Annotated in this window: 16 protein-coding genes; all 16 read right to left on the bottom strand. The window is 35.9% G+C overall.

Going from position 1 to position 14,358, the window contains the following annotated elements:
• Positions 1-49 precede the first annotated feature (49 nt).
• Positions 50-556: a septum site-determining protein DivIVA gene (divIVA, locus tag ACK1U5_RS20150; protein ID WP_001131611.1), complete on the bottom strand. Its 507-nt coding sequence runs from the start codon at positions 554-556 to the stop codon at positions 50-52.
• Positions 557-645: 89 nt separating this feature from the next.
• The gene (locus ACK1U5_RS20145) at positions 646-1,413 is read right to left on the bottom strand and encodes a YlmH family RNA-binding protein (protein ID WP_002098127.1); all 768 of its coding nucleotides are present in this window, start codon (positions 1,411-1,413) and stop codon (positions 646-648) included.
• A 15-nt stretch (positions 1,414-1,428) separates the two neighbouring features.
• Positions 1,429-1,692 carry a YggT family protein gene (locus tag ACK1U5_RS20140; protein WP_000214233.1) on the bottom strand — a complete coding sequence of 88 codons (264 nt, stop codon included), beginning with the start codon at positions 1,690-1,692 and terminating at the stop codon, positions 1,429-1,431.
• 6 nt (positions 1,693-1,698) lie between these two features.
• On the bottom strand, positions 1,699-2,169 hold the full coding sequence (locus tag ACK1U5_RS20135) for a cell division protein SepF (RefSeq protein ID WP_000119129.1): 471 nt from the start codon (positions 2,167-2,169) through the stop codon (positions 1,699-1,701).
• A 19-nt stretch (positions 2,170-2,188) separates the two neighbouring features.
• Entirely contained in the window at positions 2,189-2,863 is a 675-nt protein-coding gene (locus tag ACK1U5_RS20130) for a YggS family pyridoxal phosphate-dependent enzyme (RefSeq protein ID WP_069605180.1), read from the bottom strand.
• Positions 2,860-3,678, bottom strand: a complete 819-nt coding sequence (pgeF, locus tag ACK1U5_RS20125) for a peptidoglycan editing factor PgeF (protein ID WP_001209006.1) — start codon at positions 3,676-3,678, stop codon at positions 2,860-2,862. Before pgeF ends, ACK1U5_RS20130 begins: the two co-directional genes overlap by 4 nt.
• 120 nt (positions 3,679-3,798) lie before the next feature.
• The gene (locus tag ACK1U5_RS20120; RefSeq protein WP_000236745.1) at positions 3,799-4,080 is read right to left on the bottom strand and encodes a YlmC/YmxH family sporulation protein; all 282 of its coding nucleotides are present in this window, start codon (positions 4,078-4,080) and stop codon (positions 3,799-3,801) included.
• A gap of 163 nt (positions 4,081-4,243) precedes the next feature.
• A complete protein-coding gene (gene sigG / locus ACK1U5_RS20115; protein ID WP_000197755.1) occupies positions 4,244-5,023 on the bottom strand; it encodes an RNA polymerase sporulation sigma factor SigG in 780 nt (259 codons plus the stop codon).
• 157 nt (positions 5,024-5,180) lie between these two features.
• The gene (sigE, locus tag ACK1U5_RS20110; RefSeq protein WP_000976948.1) at positions 5,181-5,900 is read right to left on the bottom strand and encodes an RNA polymerase sporulation sigma factor SigE; all 720 of its coding nucleotides are present in this window, start codon (positions 5,898-5,900) and stop codon (positions 5,181-5,183) included.
• A 19-nt stretch (positions 5,901-5,919) separates the two neighbouring features.
• Positions 5,920-6,837 (bottom strand): sigma-E processing peptidase SpoIIGA, encoded by a 918-nt coding sequence (spoIIGA, locus tag ACK1U5_RS20105; protein WP_000261970.1) that lies wholly within the window; start codon positions 6,835-6,837, stop codon positions 5,920-5,922.
• Positions 6,838-7,090: 253 nt separating this feature from the next.
• Positions 7,091-8,245, bottom strand: a complete 1,155-nt coding sequence (gene ftsZ, locus ACK1U5_RS20100) for a cell division protein FtsZ (protein WP_000888984.1) — start codon at positions 8,243-8,245, stop codon at positions 7,091-7,093.
• Positions 8,246-8,284: 39 nt separating this feature from the next.
• Positions 8,285-9,592 (bottom strand): cell division protein FtsA, encoded by a 1,308-nt coding sequence (ftsA, locus tag ACK1U5_RS20095; protein ID WP_113710617.1) that lies wholly within the window; start codon positions 9,590-9,592, stop codon positions 8,285-8,287.
• A gap of 399 nt (positions 9,593-9,991) precedes the next feature.
• Positions 9,992-10,762, bottom strand: coding sequence for a cell division protein DivIB (gene divIB, locus ACK1U5_RS20090; RefSeq protein WP_001065789.1), 771 nt, complete (start codon positions 10,760-10,762; stop codon positions 9,992-9,994).
• A gap of 98 nt (positions 10,763-10,860) precedes the next feature.
• Positions 10,861-11,766 carry a UDP-N-acetylmuramate dehydrogenase gene (murB, locus tag ACK1U5_RS20085; RefSeq protein WP_000437021.1) on the bottom strand — a complete coding sequence of 302 codons (906 nt, stop codon included), beginning with the start codon at positions 11,764-11,766 and terminating at the stop codon, positions 10,861-10,863.
• A gap of 212 nt (positions 11,767-11,978) precedes the next feature.
• Complete coding sequence (gene murG, locus ACK1U5_RS20080) at positions 11,979-13,073, bottom strand: undecaprenyldiphospho-muramoylpentapeptide beta-N-acetylglucosaminyltransferase (protein ID WP_069605182.1); 1,095 nt, start codon at positions 13,071-13,073, stop codon at positions 11,979-11,981.
• 103 nt (positions 13,074-13,176) lie between these two features.
• Positions 13,177-14,268 (bottom strand): stage V sporulation protein E, encoded by a 1,092-nt coding sequence (spoVE, locus tag ACK1U5_RS20075; protein WP_000753520.1) that lies wholly within the window; start codon positions 14,266-14,268, stop codon positions 13,177-13,179.
• Positions 14,269-14,358 lie beyond the last annotated feature (90 nt).

The raw sequence follows: 14,358 nt of genomic DNA, 5'->3' as shown, positions 1-14,358 counted from the left end.
ATAAATATGTTGTTTAAAATTATATGTAATAATGAGAAAAACGTCAAGCTTACACTGTTTCTTCTTTTTTCAACAGTTCATCTACTTCGTCTTCTAATTCAATTAGTTTATCCCAATCATCGTTGTTTAACATCTCAAGCTGTGTTTCTAATAACATACGGAAACGAGTTCGGAATACTTTCGCTTGTTTCTTTAGCTCTTCAATATCAAAAGCAACTTTTCTTGATTTTACTAATGCTTCGTTAATAATACGATCAGCATTCTTTTCAGCTTCACGCACAATTAATTTCGCTTCTTTTTGCGCATTACGTTTTACTTCTTCCGCTGCTTCTTGTGCAACAACGATAGATTTGTTTAACGTATCTTCAATATTAGAGAAATGATCTAACTTCCCTTCTAACTGCGCAACTTTTTCTTCTAAAGCTTTTTTCTCACGAATGACCAATTCATAATCTTTGATAATTTGATCAAGAAACTCATTTACTTGATCTTCATCATAGCCACGGAATCCGCGACCAAATTCTTTGTTATGAATATCTAATGGTGTTAACGGCACAACGCCACCTCCAAGTAGTTATCTAAATTTCCTCTTTCAATTATATCTTTTCTTCGACAAAATAGGAGGATTTCCTTCTAAAAAACCAATCATTTTAGTATACCATACAAAATTCTCCATTTGTCGCGTTTTGTTCTACCTTCTACAGAAAATAATTTACTTCGGCCATATCCTCTAACAGAAAAAACATCTCCTGGATAACATTCATAAGAAGTTTGCTCCACTGTTTTCCAATTGACTTTTACTAAACCATTTTTTATGAAAGGTTGTACTTTCTGTCTAGATAAATGTAACATTTCAGCTAACATAACATCTAAACGAAGTGAAGAAACCGTTCCAGATTTCTCTCCCCACGTTTCATGTATCTGTAGAATTTGTTCTCCTTGCACTGACGCTAAAGAGACTTTTACTTTCCCTATTGATTGTAAGTTCATCTCAATATACGATACAATTTCTTTCGCAACTACAATTTGGGCACGATTTTCTTGCAGCAAAATATCACCACATTTTTCTCTTGTTAAACCAAGAGACATAAATGTACCTAATATTTGCCTATGTTCTAGCGTATAAAACTTGGAAGGATAGTCAATTTCTAATACTTCTACTTGAAATTCTTCTTCATTTAATTCTAGATAGTCTGGATAAATAAGTGCTCTTTTACGCTCTGCATTAGGCGTTGCACCACCAAATTGCACAGCAACATCACCTTGTCCTATTACCATAGAAACAATTTGTTGTTGCCTAGGATCGAGAAAATCCGTTAACTTCACTTGATGGTACTCCGCCGCTCGCTTCCACTCTAGCACTTTATCCACAAAGACCTCCTCATCAGGCCTAAAATGTTCGTAGATGCTCATGTATTTACCTTCTTACTATAAGAAATAGCTTAATAAACTGAACAAACCAGTTTTAGCAAGTTTCAACGCAAAGATCGCAACGATTGGAGAAATATCAATCATTCCAAGCGGCGGAATAAAGCGGCGGAATGGTTCTAAATACGGTTCACAAATACGTGCCAGGAACTCTCCAAAAGATGATTCCTTTGCACCAGGAAACCATGATAGGAGAATGTAAATAATAAGTGCCCACGAGTAAATCTCGATAGCATAACTTAACACTATAAAAACTGTTGTCATGGCGTATTACCACCTCTTTATATTTGTTTCTTCTTCTTCACCGAATAACTCTGAAATCGCACCAACAATATCTACATTTTCAGGTGTACACATAAATGTTTTCGGCCCTATTTTTTGAATGTCCCCGCCTATAGCGTATACAGTACCACTTAAAAAGTCAACGATACGTACCGCTTGATCAGTAGACATTCTCTGCAAATTAATTACAACAGCTCGTCTACCTTTTAAGTGGTCCGCAATCCCTTGTGCTTCCGAATATGTGCGTGGTTCTAATAAAACAACTTTTGAAGATTGTTTTGCTGTTTCAATACTCACAACATTTTGCTTCGGTTGCGCTTTCGGAAACGTAACGTCTTGTTGTTCTGGTGGATCTTGCTGCTTTTTCATGTCTGTTTGCTCCTTTTCATAACCATATTGAGCTGCTTCTTTTTCTTCCGGTGTATCAAAAAAGAAGTATTTTACTTTTGACCAACTCATAATAAGATTCTCCTTCCTTTTACGCTTTTCCTACTAAAATCGTTCCCAAACGAATATATGTAGCCCCTTCTTCAATTGCAATCTTGTAATCGTTGGACATTCCCATTGATAATTCTTTACATGGCGCATGTAATAACTCTAGCTCCTGCACCTCTGTTTGCAGCATACGTAATTCCTTAAAACAGCGTCTGATTTCTTCCTCTTCTTCTGTAAATGGAGCCATCGTCATTAGTCCAACCACTTCAATTTTATCGAATTCTTGCAAACTTTGAATAAAAGAAACAACCTCTTCTATTGCCAATCCTTGCTTCGATTCTTCAGATGAGGTTTTCACTTGAATAAAGCATTTCACTTTCTTATCAGCACGTTTCTGAATTTCTTTCGCCAGTGAAAGACGATCTAACGAATGTAAATAATCAATTTCATTAATGATTTCTTTTACTTTTCTCGTTTGTAATGAGCCAATAAAGTGCCAATTAACTTTTGAACCGAAATGCTCGTATTTCTGTAAGAAACCTTCATTTCTATTTTCACCTAAATCGATAACTCCAGCTTCAATTACTTCGTTTGTTTTTTCAATCCCTACAGTTTTTGTAACTGCAACAAGTTTAATATTTTGCAACGAACGTCCAGCTCGAGCGCAAGATTCTTTAATAGCTTCGTTTACAATTTCTAAATTTTCTTGTACTGTCACTTGCTTTCTTCCTCCTTAAAACCTATGAAACTCAACATTCTTCCTGTCTTACCTTGATCACGACGATGAGAGAAAAATAGTTGCTCTTCACAGCTTGTACAAAGAGATGACATTACAATATGCTCTTCTTTTATGCCTGCTTGTACACATAATATACGATTAATTTCTTTTAAATTAATTGCGTACTGCCCGTCAGAAATTTTTTGATGAGGAACAGCACCCCTAACTACTTCCTGTGCTGCTGTTAATACACGATCATCCACAACATAACAACAAGATCCGATCGACGGCCCAATTGCAACATGAATTTCATCACTTGAAATACCTTCTGCATTCCACTTTTGAATCATTTCCTTTGCAATCTCTTGTACAGTGCCTTTCCATCCAGCATGCGCAAGTCCTATCATACCATGTGATGGTGCATAAAAATAGAGCGGAACACAATCCGCGTAACAAGACGTTAACAGAACATCTTCATTACTCGTATAAATGCCATCTGTTTTTGAAATGCCGTCCTCATATGAATAGACACCACTTCCCTTTTCCTGTTGCCCTACTTTTTCAACATGATGAGCATGAACTTGTTCAGAGCAAATCCAATTTTCTAATGGTTTTTGTAACTTATTTGCTAAAATGCGTCTGTTTTCATGAACGTTCTCCACGATATCATTCACATGTAATCCTAAATTCATCGCATGAAAGGAGCCCGTACTTATCCCACCATCTTTTGTCGTAAATCCAGCAGTAATGTTTCCAAGTTCTTTCCACGCTTGTAAATACAGTATACCGTCCACATATTTAAATGGTTCTCTCATAATAAAGCGGCTCCTTTTAATTAAAATAACAGAAAAAAGCATGGTACTTCCTGTCTATTTTACCATACTTTTATTTTTTCATAATCCTAACAGAAAAAAAAGAGGAATTTGTAATATTCTTTATGAAATTGTCGGTGTTTGTATTGATTCTGTTACAGAATTAACAGGATTTACTCTTACAAGTATGACATCTTCCCCAATTTTCACAATTTCCTTCCAAGGAATTACAATCTCAACATCTTTTCCAAAAATACCTAGCATACGTGTCTGTTTGGAAATAATAACAGAACAAATTTTCCCTGTGTTCATATCAATTTCAATATCTCCAATATTCCCAATCCTTTTTCCATCTGAAATATTTATAACATCCTTCATCTGTAACTCTGAAATTCGTATCACCATTTTTATCCTCTCCCTTATATGACAAATTGGAAACTGTTTCTCATATTTACAGGAAGCCACCTACACGAAACACCATGCTAGTTTCATTATATGAACACAAATCCCCTACTATGAGCACAAACCATATTACATATAAAAAGGTCTCACCATAATTGGTGAGACCTTATCCTTGAATCGTTTTATTCATTTGTTTAATGGCTGACTTCTCTAAACGTGATACTTGCGCTTGGGAAATCCCAATTTCTTCTGCAACTTCCATCTGTGTCTTTCCTTGGAAGAAACGTTTTCTAATAATCATTTTCTCTCTATCATTTAAACGCTTCATTCCTTCTTTCAATGCTAATTCTTCAACCCACTGCTCGTCCTTTTGTTTTTCATCACTTAACTGATCCATAACAAAGATAGGATCTCCCCCATCATTATAAATCGGTTCAAATAATGAAACTGGATCTTGAATTGCATCTAAAGCAAATACTATCTCTTCATGAGTTACTTCTAGCACTTTTGCAATATCCATTGCTGTTGGTTCTTTTGAATTTTCTGCAATCAACTTTTCTCTTACTTGCAAAGCTTTATACGCAATATCTCGCAATGAGCGCGATACGCGAATCGGATTATTATCACGCAAATATCTGCGTATTTCCCCAATAATCATCGGCACAGCATACGTTGAAAATTTTACATTTTGGCCTAAATCAAAATTATCAATTGATTTCATAAGTCCGATGCAACCAACTTGAAATAAATCGTCAACATATTCTCCTCTGTTATTAAATCTTTGGATGACGCTCAGTACAAGACGTAAGTTTCCATTCACTAATTTTTCTCTTGCGCTTATCTCTCCACTTTGCATTTCACGAAATAATTTACGCATCTCTTCATTTTTTAATACTGGAAGTTTAGCTGTATCAACACCGCAAATTTCTACTTTGTTTCTCGTCAAAGTGTTCCCTCCTATCGGGAGTTGCTGTACAGTGTAAAGTATTTCCTTTGAAGGGGATTTTATGCATGTGGTTTTTTCACGATTTGTTATTTAAATTATCTTTCCTAATACAACTAAATAGAATAAGACCAGCCTACATAACGGCTGGTCTTATTCTTTACACCATTTTATTAAATTCTTTTCGTAATCTTTTTATAATTCTTTTTTCTAAACGCGAAATGTATGACTGTGAAATCCCAAGCATATCAGCCACATCTTTTTGCGTCTTTTCCTCTCCTCCAGCAAGCCCAAACCGAAGTTCCATAATTTGTTTTTCACGATCATTTAATTGGTGTAATGCTTTCATTAAAAGGTGACGATCTACAGTAGCTTCTAAATCTTTTGTAATAATATCATCATCTGTACCTAACACGTCAGACAATAACAGTTCATTCCCATCCCAATCAATGTTTAGTGGTTCATCAAAAGAAACTTCCGAACGATTTTTGTTATTTCGACGTAAATGCATTAAAATTTCATTTTCTATACAACGCGATGCATATGTTGCTAATTTTATTTTCTTTTCTGGATTAAATGTATTTACCGCTTTAATAAGGCCGATTGTTCCTATACTAATCAAATCTTCAATATTTATCCCTGTATTTTCAAACTTTCTTGCTATATATACAACGAGCCTTAAGTTACGTTCAATAAGTAATGACCTTGCTGCCTGATCTCCTTTTGGCAATTTATTCAAAAGAACTTCCTCTTCTTCTTTTGTTAACGGTGGTGGCAACGCTTCACTTCCACCAATATAATAAATTTCATCGGTCTTAATTCCTAATTTCAGCAATACTTTATACCAAAGGTATACTAAATAAAATTTTAATTTCATCATATTATCCCGCCTCTCATTATTAAGCGATTACCATTTTTTGCGAAATCAACATTTTTGGATGCACAATACATTGATACTCCCCATTAGTAGAAAGCTGTTGTGTATTTAATCCAATTAATACTTTGTTTACAACAATAGAACTACCTTCATGGTCAACTTGCACACTGTCAGGCTTAATTGCCCACAAAAATTGACTCTCTACTCCTACTGCACGGAAAGGAATTAAGCGTAATTTTGTCGCCCAACCAGAATCATTTTCTGGTATTTGAGGAATTTCTGTTTTGGAATAAATTTGTTCTGTTAACCAAGATGGTAAGCAATGTTCTAATGATGAAACATGCATAATCATAACGGGTGTTTTTGTTAATGGGTCATAAAGTTGGTTCCCACTGTCAATAAGACCTGCCAGTTCTAGTTCTTCTTCTGCTAATTGAATTTTTACTTTCACAATTTGATCATAGTGTATTTTCGTGACCTCTACGCTTTCAATACGCTTTTTAGAAAAATAATAAATTACTGGAAAACCAAAAATAACAAATAACCAACTAATTGGATCACCGTAAGAAATTGACTGAGATTGAACCAATCCATTTACCATTTCATTCGTTTGCAAAAAGAAATGAGTTCCAATTAATCCTCCGCCAACCATAAAGGTTACAAAGTAAAAAGTAAAAACAGTTTGTGCATAATTTCTAAATGTTGTAAACCCAAATGCTGTATACACAATAAGTAACGAGTACAGTAGTTTCATAATTGGATGTGTCATCATAGAAGCAAAAGGAGTAAAGGCAAAAATAACAATAGTTGAACCTATAAATGCCCCTAACACAAGCCTCCATTTTTTGATTTTCTTTTTTAACACGGTAGCTGTTAATAAAAGCAAAAGAAAATCAATGCAGGCGTTTAACAACCAAACAACGTCGGCGTAAACAACCAAACAATTCACCTCTTTTTTCAAGTTGAGACTAGTATAATGCATATCCAATAGGAAAGTGTGTCAATTTGCGGAGGTGTTTTTTTGTTATTTTGTGATTTCTAGACATAATCTGTCGGTAAAAAATAAAAGTACAAATTCATAGAATGATATACTCTTATTTTCACCAACAAAATATACCAAATAAAAAAAAAAGACCTGCTTAGCAGGTCTTTTCCATTTAAAAAACAAAAAAGGAGCATGAAAGCTCCTTTTTTTATCGTCTACGACGGTTACGTAAAAATGCTGGAATATCGATATCATCTGAATCTGAATGACGCTCATGTACAACTGGCTCTTCACGCTTCATTTCACGTTTTACTTCACGTTGTTTTGAAGGTTGAGCTACTGGTTGTTGCTGTTGTTGCGTGTGGTTCGCATTCGGACGAATAATTGGTTTTGGTGGTTGAGTTGCAATGCTATCATCAAAACCAGTTGCAATTACAGTTACAACGATATCATCTTTTAATCCTTCGTTAATAACAGAACCGAAGATCATATTTACTTCTGGATCTGAAGCTGAAGCTACGATATCTGCCGCTTCTTGTACTTCATATAAGCTTAAGTTAGCGCCACCCGTAATGTTCATGATAACACCTTGAGCTCCATCAATAGATGTTTCTAGTAATGGACTAGAAATCGCTTTTTTCGCAGCTTCTGCAGCACGATTTTCCCCGTTACCAGAACCAATACCCATTAAAGCAGAACCTCTATTAGACATAATTGTCTTTACGTCTGCAAAGTCTAAGTTAATTAAACCTGGCGTTGCAATTAAATCCGAAATACCTTGAACACCTTGACGTAATACGTTATCAGCTTCACGGAATGCTTCTAACATTGGCGTATTTTTATCAACAATCTCTAATAAGCGATCGTTTGGAATTACAATAAGAGTATCTACATTTTCTTTAAATGCTGCAATACCAGATGCTGCTTGCGTCGCACGCTTACGTCCTTCAAAAGTAAATGGACGTGTTACAACACCAACTGTTAAAGCACCTAATTCTTTTGCAACTTGAGCAACAACTGGAGCTGCACCAGTTCCAGTTCCACCGCCCATACCGGCAGTTACGAAGACCATATCCGCACCACGAAGTGCTTCTTGGATCTGTTCTTTACTTTCTTCTGCAGCTTTTTTCCCTACTTCAGGGTTTGCGCCTGCACCAAGTCCACGCGTTAATTTTCCACCAATTTGCATTTTTGTTTCAGCTTTTGATAGATTTAATGCTTGTGCATCAGTGTTCACAGCGATAAAGTCTACACCTTGTACACCGTGTTCAATCATACGGTTTACAGCATTGTTTCCGCCACCGCCGACACCGATAACTTTTATATTCGCTAATTGATCTTGAGTAGTATCAAACTCTAACATGTCGAAATCCCCCTAGAACCTCATTTTTCGTGTCCAATTTTAATCCCATAAATAACGGAATACACGTTTTACTTTTGACATCATGCGGTCATCATTTTGATTATTATTGTTTTGATTACGAGTTTTTTGTTTCGCGGGTTGCTGTTGTACCGGCGTTGGTGCTGGTGCTGGTGCTGGTTCAAAATGCTCTTGCTTTTCCTGCACATTTTTCCCACGTAATTTAGCTTTTTGATAAGAATGTTTAATTAATCCAACTCCACTTGTATATTGGGGCTCACGCACACCAATATAATCAGGAGTTGCTACACGAACATTTTCATGTAAAATATCATATGCAAGATCAAGAACACCTGGCATAGAAGCAATTCCGCCAGTTAGTACATAACCAGAAGCCACTTGCTTTACTCCTAACTTACGCACTTCATCTTGAACAAACATTAAAATTTCCTCTACACGAGCCTCTATTATATCCGATAATTCCAACTGAGAATATTGTTCTGTTTGATCACTTCCCATAATAGGAACCGTAAACATCTCTTCTTCAGATGCTGTATCATAAAAAGCATGTCCATATTTCAACTTAATTTGATCTGCATTTTCTGTTGAAGTTTTCAACCCAATCGCAATATCTTTCGTTATATGGTCTCCACCTAATGGTAATACGCTCGTCGCTTGTAACTCTCCATCTTTAAAAATAGATAGAGTTGTAGATCCTCCCCCCATATCAACAAGGGCTACTCCTCTATTTTTTTCATCTGAAGATATAGCAACTGTTGCAGCCGCTAAAGGTTGAAGACAAATATCAACAATTTCAAGACCTGCTTTTTCTACACAACGAAGTAGGTTATGTAGTAAAGTTCTCGAGCCTGTAATAAGTGTACCTTCCATTTCTAATCTTACACCGATCATCCCGCGTGGATCGTTAATCTCGTCAAGACCGTCTACGATGAACTGTCGAGGTACCACATCAATAAACTCACGTTCTGGAGCAATTGACACAACTTGTGCTGCATCTAGAACGCGTAAGACATCTTCATTCCCGATTTCACGATCTTCATTTGAAACAGCGACTACTCCGTGACAAGGAAGTAGCTGTACCTGGTTTGCATTGACACCTACTACAACTTGCTCAATGTGGATTCCCACCATGCGCTCAGCTTGTTCAATTGCTTTTTTAATTGATCGAACAGTCTCGTCTATATCAACTATCGATCCCTTCTTTAAACCATTTGATTTTACATTTCCAACACCAATAATGTTTAAGCTGTCATTAACCATTTCACCAATGATGACTTTAACATTGGATGTACCGATGTCAAGACTAACATATATTTCATTGCTGTTCATTCTTTGGCACCTCCTTCTTTATTTATACCATACAACTCAATATATGGAACAACAATCGCAACTTTACTATTTATAAGAAAAATATTCAACGTCTTTATACGTTTCCCTTTTTTAACCCTATATTTTTCTTATTTTTATTTAGCATTCAATTAAGAATATCGCAGTAAACTATGAATAACTGCTTATCTTGAAATAATTCTATTTCGAGTGTAAAGTTTACCGCCAAGTATAAGTCTACACTAAGATGTACTCATAGAAAAGTGAAACTTGTACCAATACTAGTATGAATCTAAGAATTTTTACATATTTTTCATCAAATGAACCATTCTTCTAAATTCGTATACATATAATAGAACATTCGTTTCGTTTTTTCTGCTATGAGCAACGAAAACTACCATTCTATTCTTTTTTTTCTTCCGCACCTAATTCTTTCGTATATGCACCTACTTCTAAGTCAATTAATACCTTCTTACCTGGCTCAATTGTTTTTAAAATAAGTGGATAGGCTTCCATACGTTTTGCGAAATTTTGAATCGTAGTGCTCACTTCATAACCTTCATTCATATATAAAGTAAGATGATCTTCATTCGCATTCGTTGGTGAATAGCGAATCTCCGAAATAGATTTTAAAATAGCTGGTGTTAATTTTTCTAGTTCAGCGATTAACTCCTTCATTTTCTCTTCTTTAAAAGGTTCGAAAATCGGTGCTGCAACAGGAAGTTTTCCATTAGGTAGTACATCAAGCGTTTTTCCATTTTCTAATAACGGTTGTAATTTTCCCTCTTTATTTATATAACCAATCGTTAAATATTCTTCGATATGAATATCAATCTTGTTTGGAAAACGTTTTTTTACATTTACTGCTTTAATTTCTTTTCGCTTCGTTAAGTTTTCTTCAGCTTTATGTGCTGTCACTCGGAAATAACTTGTATCATATGTCACGCCTGAATCCTTCATTACTTGCTCATCCGTCATATAGTGATTTCCAAACACACTAATCTTTTTTATATTACTAAGCGGAGACCGAAAATAAATTAAAAAGAGCACTAATAAAAATAAAATTGATATGTATAAAATCAATCGATGATTAACATTTTTTTTGTTTTTTTTCTTTTGATTTTTCAATTTTGGTACACGATCTTGTAGTTTAATCACTTTACTATTATTCATGTACGATCCCCCTATGTAACATAAAGAACGGCATGTTCCTCATGCCGTTCTTATCTTCTTATTATAACATAAATGATAATGAGCGGAACGAATAACCGTTATCTTCCAATGATTTCTACTTCTGTGTGCATATCTACATCAAATTTATCCTTAATTGTATGTTTTATTAATTCAATTAAAGACAATACATCTTGCGCTGAAGCTCCCCCGGTATTAACAATAAAATTGCCATGCATTTCAGAAATTTGAGCTCCACCAATCCTATAACCACGAAGCCCTGCTTTTTCTACTAAATCTCCTGCAAAATGTGGGATTGGATTCCGAAATATACTTCCTGCACACGGATGATTCCATGGTTGCGTTTCACGGCGGTAGTCTTTATTATTTTGCATGCTACGTACAATTTCTTCACGTTTTCCCGCCTGTAATTGAAACTCCGCCTCTAAAACAATACCAGGACGTTTCGTTTGCAATACAGATGACCGATAAGAAAACTCCAGTTCTTTATTCGTTAACCAGGCAATTGTACCGTCTTCAAACAGAATGAGAGCCTTCGATAATACACTCGATATATCCGATTTATGTGCACCTGCATTCATATATACTGCACCACCGACACTTCCTGGAATACCGCTCGCAAACTCCAATCCAGCTAACCCTTGACGACTAAGTAAAGTTGACAATTTAATAAGAGGATATCCACTACCAACTCTTACCTTATGTTTTTCGACCTCTAAGTGATCTAATCCTTCTCCTAAACGAATAACAACACCTTCTATGCCTTGATCAGATACAAGAAGGTTTGAACCGCGACCAATTACAGTCCACTTCGTTTTGTATTGCTTTACTAACTGTAATGTTTTTTCAATACCGGCTACATGCTTTGGCACAATTAAAATATCCGCTGGTCCACCTATTTTCATAGTTGTATAACGTGCTAACGGCTCGTTAACTAAAACACGACCAACGTCTGCTTCTATAAGCTCATTTACTAATTGTTCCATAGACAATCTCCCCCATATTAAGTCTCCTTATGACAATAATATGCAGGGCGTTCATCTAACGTTATCCCGCTATTTACGGGCAGTACAGCTCCTAAATCAAAATTCGGCGATAACAAAGAAATTAGGCGGAATCAGGATGTCAGTAAACATCCGATTAGTGAAAGATAATAATCAACGAGAGAGAATCACTCCCCACTAATTAAAGCCTCACTTTATTTTTTTACAAGCTTATTCATTACTTCATACAGCTTATTTGCTGCATCTGGAATACCTAGTTGCTTAGCCGCTAGCTTCATATTTTGTAATGTTTGTGCATTCAATAAAATCTCATCAATATCACGAATAAACGTTTCAGCTGTTAAATCTTTTTCAAGTAACATTTTTGCCGCTCCTTTATCAACAACTGAACGTGCATTCTTTTCCTGATGATTATTTGTTACATACGGACTCGGTATTAACACACTTGGTTTTCCTAACGCTGTTAATTCTGCAAGTGTTGTTGCCCCAGCCCTTGAAACAACAAGGTCTACACCAGTTAGTACCTCTGGCATATTATGAATGAACGGCTTAATAATAACATTGCTTGGGTTCCCTTTTTGCTTCACGGCTTCCATCACTTTATCATAATGTACTTCACCCGTTACATATAGTATTTCGTAGCTTTTGTTCCCAAACTGTTCAATTGCTTCAACGAAGGCATCGTTAATCGGTCTAGCCCCACGACTTCCACCAAATATAAGTACAGACTTTTTAGGAAGAGAAAGCCCAACTGAACGTTTCCCCTTCATTCCATTTTGATCCATTACCTCTGATGCTCGTGGATTACCTGTCATTACCACTTTTGACTCTGGAAAATGCTCTATAGCTGCTTCAAAACAAACAGCAACTTTATCAACATAACGGCTTAAAAACTTGTTCGTTACACCTGGTACACTATTTTGTTCATGTACAATAGTTGGAATACCTAATTTGGCTGCAGCGTATACAACTGGTCCACATACATATCCACCCGTTCCAATTACGATATCCGGATTAAAACGACGAATGTATCGTTTACTATCCTGTACACCTTTTAGAAAACGCATTACTGTTTTCACATTATCTAATGATATTTTTCGTTTAAATCCACTTATAACAATAGATTGAAATGGTATACCTGCTTTTGGAACGATTGTACTCTCTAGTCCATTTTCCGTACCAATATATAAAAATCTCGCTTCTGGATTTAACTTTTTTATTTCTCTAATTAAAGCAAGAGCTGGATAAATATGACCACCAGTACCCCCACCACTCACTAATACACGCACTACTAACTCCTCCGCTTCTCTTTTCTTATTTCCATTATACTTATTTCTATATACATATTGCATTTTTACACACATACGAAAAACCCTGTCTTATAAACAGGGTTTAGTAGCGAGAATGGCGACTTATATTTAATAATACACCTACTGCCATTAACATTAAAGTCAAACTTGATCCACCATAACTTAAAAACGGCAAGGTAATACCCGTAACAGGCATCAGTCCTGTTACAACACCAACATTAATCATTACTTGAATCGCAATCATCGCCACAATACCTACTGCTAAAAACGTACCATATAAATCTGGCGCTCCTAATGCGATACGAATCCCGCGCCATAATAATAGACTAAATAATAATAACACAAATGAACCACCAATAAAACCTAATTCCTCGGATAAGATCGCAAATATAAAGTCAGTTTGTGGTTCAGGTAAATAAAGAAATTTTTGTCTACTTTGTCCAAGTCCAAGCCCAAATAATCCACCAGGTCCAATTGCAAGTAATGATTGGATAATTTGAAATCCACTCCCGAGCGGATCTGACCACGGATCTAAATATGATGTAATGCGTTTCATTCGATACGGTGCTGATGCAATTAACCCTACAAATCCTGCTACACCAATCAAACCAAACATTGCAAAGTGAAAGACCCTCGCTCCCGAAATGAATATCATAATGATACATGTCCCAACCATTACCGTTCCTGTCCCAAGGTCTGGCTGTAACATAATCATCCCAAAAGCAAGAAACACAAAACTAAGGGCCGGTAATAAACCACGTTTAAAAGATGTAATCAATTTTTGCCGTTCTGCTAAAAACTTTGCCAAGAAAATAATCATCGCAAACTTCATAAATTCTGACGGTTGAATCGAAAATGCTCCGATTCCAATCCAACTTCGTGCTCCTCCTCGAACAAGACCTACTCCAGGAATAAGAACGAGAATAAGAAGAATGAAGCAAACTAGCAAAATCACTTTTGAATACGTACGCCACACCCAATAATCAATTTTCATAATAAAAAACATAGCTACTACACCAAGACCCGCAAACAGTAATTGTCTTTTTGCAAAAAAGAATGAGTCCCCCATTTTATAAGAGGCCCAAACTGCACTCGCACTATAAACCATAATCATTCCGATTGTCAACAATGAAAGTGTTACGATGATGAGAATAAAATCAGGCGTTTTCTTCATTACCCACAAACACCACCTCTTTAGGCAGAAACTTTTGCCCTATGTAACAAAACATCAGTAGGTGTTAGCCTACTGATGTTTTGATTTACT

The sequence above is a fragment of the Bacillus sp. XB1 genome (genome assembly GCF_053557995.1).
This window is presented reverse-complemented; position numbering and strand designations above follow the sequence as displayed.

What these genes read in the sequence shown, in the direction of transcription:
- ACK1U5_RS20145 (WP_002098127.1), bottom strand. Translation starts at nt 1,413, where the DNA reads ATGAGCATCTACGAACATTTTAGGCCTGATGAGGAGGTCTTTGTGGAT.
- ACK1U5_RS20140 (WP_000214233.1), bottom strand. Translation starts at nt 1,692, where the DNA reads ATGACAACAGTTTTTATAGTGTTAAGTTATGCTATCGAGATTTACTCG.
- ACK1U5_RS20135 (WP_000119129.1), bottom strand. Translation starts at nt 2,169, where the DNA reads ATGAGTTGGTCAAAAGTAAAATACTTCTTTTTTGATACACCGGAAGAA.
- pgeF (WP_001209006.1), bottom strand. Translation starts at nt 3,678, where the DNA reads ATGAGAGAACCATTTAAATATGTGGACGGTATACTGTATTTACAAGCG.
- ACK1U5_RS20120 (WP_000236745.1), bottom strand. Translation starts at nt 4,080, where the DNA reads ATGGTGATACGAATTTCAGAGTTACAGATGAAGGATGTTATAAATATT.
- sigE (WP_000976948.1), bottom strand. Translation starts at nt 5,900, where the DNA reads ATGATGAAATTAAAATTTTATTTAGTATACCTTTGGTATAAAGTATTG.
- ftsZ (WP_000888984.1), bottom strand. Translation starts at nt 8,245, where the DNA reads ATGTTAGAGTTTGATACTACTCAAGATCAATTAGCGAATATAAAAGTT.
- ftsA (WP_113710617.1), bottom strand. Translation starts at nt 9,592, where the DNA reads ATGAACAGCAATGAAATATATGTTAGTCTTGACATCGGTACATCCAAT.
- divIB (WP_001065789.1), bottom strand. Translation starts at nt 10,762, where the DNA reads ATGAATAATAGTAAAGTGATTAAACTACAAGATCGTGTACCAAAATTG.
- murB (WP_000437021.1), bottom strand. Translation starts at nt 11,766, where the DNA reads ATGGAACAATTAGTAAATGAGCTTATAGAAGCAGACGTTGGTCGTGTT.
- spoVE (WP_000753520.1), bottom strand. Translation starts at nt 14,268, where the DNA reads ATGAAGAAAACGCCTGATTTTATTCTCATCATCGTAACACTTTCATTG.